This window comes from Streptomyces sp. NPDC000229, assembly GCF_040300825.1.
Taxonomy (GTDB): Bacteria; Actinomycetota; Actinomycetes; order Streptomycetales; family Streptomycetaceae; genus Streptomyces.
The window spans coordinates 1-3,816 of record NZ_JBEPEL010000156.1 but is presented as its reverse complement, the minus strand read 5'-3'; the positions used below and the strand labels follow the sequence as shown (position 1 = coordinate 3,816).

The 3,816-nt window shown below is 69.3% G+C and carries 6 protein-coding genes; 2 read left to right on the top strand and 4 right to left on the bottom strand.

The window, feature by feature from the left end:
* Positions 1-128: 128 nt before the first annotated feature.
* Both ABT360_RS35145 and ABT360_RS35140 read right to left on the bottom strand, forming a co-directional pair.
* The gene (locus ABT360_RS35145; protein ID WP_351825798.1) at positions 129-1,127 is read right to left on the bottom strand and encodes an inorganic phosphate transporter; all 999 of its coding nucleotides are present in this window, start codon (positions 1,125-1,127) and stop codon (positions 129-131) included.
* A gap of 5 nt (positions 1,128-1,132) precedes the next feature.
* Entirely contained in the window at positions 1,133-1,753 is a 621-nt protein-coding gene (locus ABT360_RS35140) for a DUF47 domain-containing protein (RefSeq protein ID WP_073757147.1), read from the bottom strand.
* A 193-nt stretch (positions 1,754-1,946) separates the two neighbouring features.
* Here ABT360_RS35140 and ABT360_RS35135 point away from each other — a divergent pair, with 193 nt between their 5' ends.
* Entirely contained in the window at positions 1,947-2,300 is a 354-nt protein-coding gene (locus ABT360_RS35135) for a metal-sensitive transcriptional regulator (RefSeq protein WP_351825795.1), read from the top strand.
* 11 nt (positions 2,301-2,311) lie between these two features.
* On the opposite strand, the gene ABT360_RS35130 is transcribed toward ABT360_RS35135, so the two are convergent.
* Both ABT360_RS35130 and ABT360_RS35125 read right to left on the bottom strand, forming a co-directional pair.
* A complete protein-coding gene (locus tag ABT360_RS35130) occupies positions 2,312-2,497 on the bottom strand; it encodes a hypothetical protein (protein ID WP_351825793.1) in 186 nt (61 codons plus the stop codon).
* 85 nt (positions 2,498-2,582) lie between these two features.
* A complete protein-coding gene (locus ABT360_RS35125; RefSeq protein ID WP_351825791.1) occupies positions 2,583-3,407 on the bottom strand; it encodes a hypothetical protein in 825 nt (274 codons plus the stop codon).
* A 133-nt stretch (positions 3,408-3,540) separates the two neighbouring features.
* Between ABT360_RS35125 and ABT360_RS35120 the strand changes: the two genes are divergently transcribed.
* Positions 3,541-3,726 (top strand): hypothetical protein, encoded by a 186-nt coding sequence (locus ABT360_RS35120; RefSeq protein WP_351825800.1) that lies wholly within the window; start codon positions 3,541-3,543, stop codon positions 3,724-3,726.
* The last annotated feature ends 90 nt before the right edge of the window (positions 3,727-3,816 follow it).

The window sequence follows — 3,816 nt, the reverse complement described above, 5'->3', positions numbered from 1 at the left end:
AGCCGAAGAACAACCGCACCACGAAGAAGCTCGCCGCCGCGACCAGCGCCGCCGCCGGCATCGTGATACTGCACCCCCCGGGGGATAACCCCCGGACCCCCAGCAACAGGCCCTGCACAGGGCTTCCGTCAGCCGAAGAACAACCGCACCACGAAGAAGCTCGCCGCCGCGACCAGCGCCGCCGCCGGCATCGTGATGAACCAGCCGAGGATGATGTTCTTCGCGACGCCCCACCGCACGGCGCGCGAACCCTTGGTGGAGCCCACGCCCATGATGGCCGAGGTGATCACGTGCGTCGTGGAGATGGGCGCGTGGAACATGAACGACGCCGTGTACATCACGGACGCCGCCGTCGTCTCGGCGGCGAAGCCCTGCGGCGGGTCCAGCTCGATGATCCTGCGGCCCAGCGTGCGCATGATGCGCCAGCCGCCGGCGTACGTACCCAGGGACAGCATCAGCGCCGCGGAGAACTTCACCCACATCGGGATCGCGTCGCCCTGCTTCTCGACGTCGGCGATGACCAGGGCCATCACCACGATGCCCATGGTCTTCTGCGCGTCCTGGAGGCCGTGCCCGAGCGCCATGCCCGCCGCCGAGACGGTCTGGGCGATCCGGAAGCCGCGCTTGGCCTTGTGCGGGTTGGACTTGCGGAACATCCACAGGATGACGACCATCACCAGGTAGCCGATGATCAGGCCGACGAACGGCGAGATGAACATCGGGATGACGATCTTCTCCAGTACGCCGCTCCAGATGACCTCCGTCCCACCCGCCAGGGCGGCGCCCACCATGCCGCCGAAGAGCGCGTGGGAGGACGACGAGGGCAGGCCGAAGTACCAGGTGACCAGGTTCCAGACGATCGCACCGACCAGGGCGGCGAAGAGGATGCCCATCCCCTTCGAGCCCTCGGGCGTGGCGATCAGGCCCTCGCTCACGGTCTTGGCGACACCGCTGCCGAGGAAGGCGCCGGCGAGGTTCATCACCGCCGCCATCGCGAGCGCAGCGCGTGGGGTCAGCGCCCGGGTGGAGACGGACGTGGCGATGGCGTTCGCCGAGTCGTGGAAGCCGTTCGTATACGTGAAACCGAGCGCGACACCGATGGTCACGACCAGTGCGAAGGTGTCCACGAAGCTCAGGACTCCTTGACCGCGATGGTCTCCACCGTGTTGGCCACGTGCTCGAACGCGTCGGCGGCCTCTTCCAGCACGTCCACGATCTGCTTCAGCTTGAGCACTTCGATGGCGTCGTACTTGCCGTTGAAGAGGTGGGCGAGCAGCTTGCGGTGGATCTGGTCGGCCTGGTTCTCCAGCCGGTTGACCTCGATCCAGTACTCGGTGAGGTTGTCCATCGTGCGCAGGTGCGGCATGGCCTCGGCGGTCAGCTCGGCCGCCCGCGCCAGCACCTCGATCTGCTGCTCGACACCCTTCGGCAGCTCCTCGACGTTGTAGAGGACGACGAGGTCGACGGCCTCCTCCATGAAGTCCATGATGTCGTCGAGCGACGACGCGAGGTTGTAGATGTCCTCGCGGTCGAACGGCGTGATGAAGGAGGAGTTCAGCTGGTGGAAGATCGCGTGGGTCGCGTCGTCGCCCGCGTGCTCCGCTGCCCGCATCCGCTCCGCGATCTCGGCCCGGGCGGACGAATCCGCTCCGAGCAGTTCCATCAGGAGCTTGGAGCCCGTGACGATGTTGTCCGCGGAAGCGGAGAACATGTCGTAGAAGCTCGTCTCCCTGGGGGTCAGACGAAAGCGCACGTGGGGTCCTCTAGGTGCATGGGTTTCGGTCAGGCTGATGCTAGGCGCATCATCCGGCCACGGCTAACCGGCGTTCTTCAGTGTCGCCCATCGGGCACAGTGAACAGAACCGGCCCCCGCCACCTTCGGCCAAGGACCGGTACCATATACCCACGAGGGGTATGCAAACCCTTACGGACAACGGGAGGACGCGATGACGACCACCGAGGCGGCCGGCCTTCCGGTCACGCAGGGCGACACCGCAGCCACGGACCACGACCACGGCGTGCACGGGTACCACAAGCAGAAGAGCGAACACCTCAAGCGCCTGCGGCGCATCGAGGGCCAGATCCGCGGCCTCCAGCGCATGGTCGACGAGGACGTCTACTGCATCGACATACTCACCCAGGTCTCCGCGTCCACCAAAGCCCTCCAGTCCTTCGCCCTCCAGCTCCTGGAGGAGCACCTGCGCCACTGCGTCGCCGACGCCGCCGTCAAGGGCGGGGACGAGATCGACGCGAAGGTCGAGGAGGCGACGAAGGCGATCGCCCGCATGATGAGGACCTGACCCCCGAGGGTTCACCGGGGCGTGGCGGGCCCGCCGCGCCCCTCGGGTATCACCTTCAGCACCTCGTCGATGAGGTCCGCGCTCAGCCGCTCCCCGTCCGCGGCGGACGCCGCGATCATCAACTCACCGCACAGCTCGATCTCGGCGAGGGCCACGTGGTCCTGGACTGTCGTCGGAGTGGGCGGGGCCACGCGCATCACCTCTTCCTGCCGGTGTCGGCTTCCTAGCGTAGGGAGCGCGACACGCACCGCGCATGGCACGTCCGGACCATTCTTCCGATGGTCAGGCCTTGACCTTCCCGGCGTAGATGTCCTCGCGGGGCGGCAGCCGTACGGCCACGGGGGCGCCGAACTCGTACAGCAGCGTCGTCGACGCGACGGCGACCGTACGCCCCTGGTTGGCGAAGCTGAACTGGTGGCGCACCTTGCGCAGTCGCCCCTCGCGGTCCAGGTACGCGTCGAACGGGACCGCGTCCTTGGCGAACCCTTTCGCCGCCGCCGCGAGCGCCCCGCGCACCTGCGGCGAGGCCGCCCGCGCCGCCCGACCCAGGTCGCTGACCCCCCGGTAGTGGGCGACCGGCACCCCCGCGAGCTCCTCCTCGCCGACGTAACGAACGTCCTGCGCGCCGCGCAGCAGCTCGGCGGCGGCGGCCGGGTCGGTCGCCCCACCGGTGACGAGGTTGCCGTCCTCGAGGGTGGTGGTGTCGACGCGGACCCACTTGTCGGCGGGGACGCCGGCGCCGCGGTTCTTCATGTAGAGCGCGCCGGGGGCGAAGAGCTCGGTGATCGGGCGGTGCCCGTCGGTGCCGGAGGGGTCCTCGGGCAGGACGACCTTGAGCTGCCCGTGCCGCTGGACGAAGTCGTACGCGCCCTCGCCCCGGATGGTGACCCGGGTCCCGCCGGTCGCCATCTCCATGGACGTACGCGCCTTCGACGTCCCCGCCCGCGTCAGCACGTCGGGGGCCTTGCGCACCGCGTCGCCCGGGTCGGCACCGGGCGAGGCGTCGGCCGCCCCCGAACATCCGGTGATCGCCGCGCCGACCACGGCGCCCACCACGGCGGCCACGACGGCGAACGCGCCGCTCCTGCGCCTCTGCTGCACCACCATCGCCTGCCAACCCCCAACACTGTGCCGCCGGCTGCCCGAGCCCCCCACCCTTCCCCTGGGCCTTGGGAGCCCGGGGAGACCCCAACCGGATAACGACCGCACGGGCGCACCGTCACGCCGGTACCGTGGAGCCGTGCACGCGCATCAGCAGACGCCCGCCGTCCCGCACGTCGGAAGCATCCACAACGCCACCACCACCGAGCGGGGTTCGTTCACCCTCGCCCGCTGCACCTGCGGCTGGTCGGGGCCGGCGAGACGGTCGAGGGACCGGGCGCGGGTGGACGCGGCGGCGCACATGGGCACGCCGCCGGAGAGCTAGGGCGTGTCTTTTGGATCAGGCCGGATCAGCGAGCGGGGTCTGGTGCGTGCAGATGCAAGGCGGAGGAGCGAGCCACTGCGGAGCATTGGC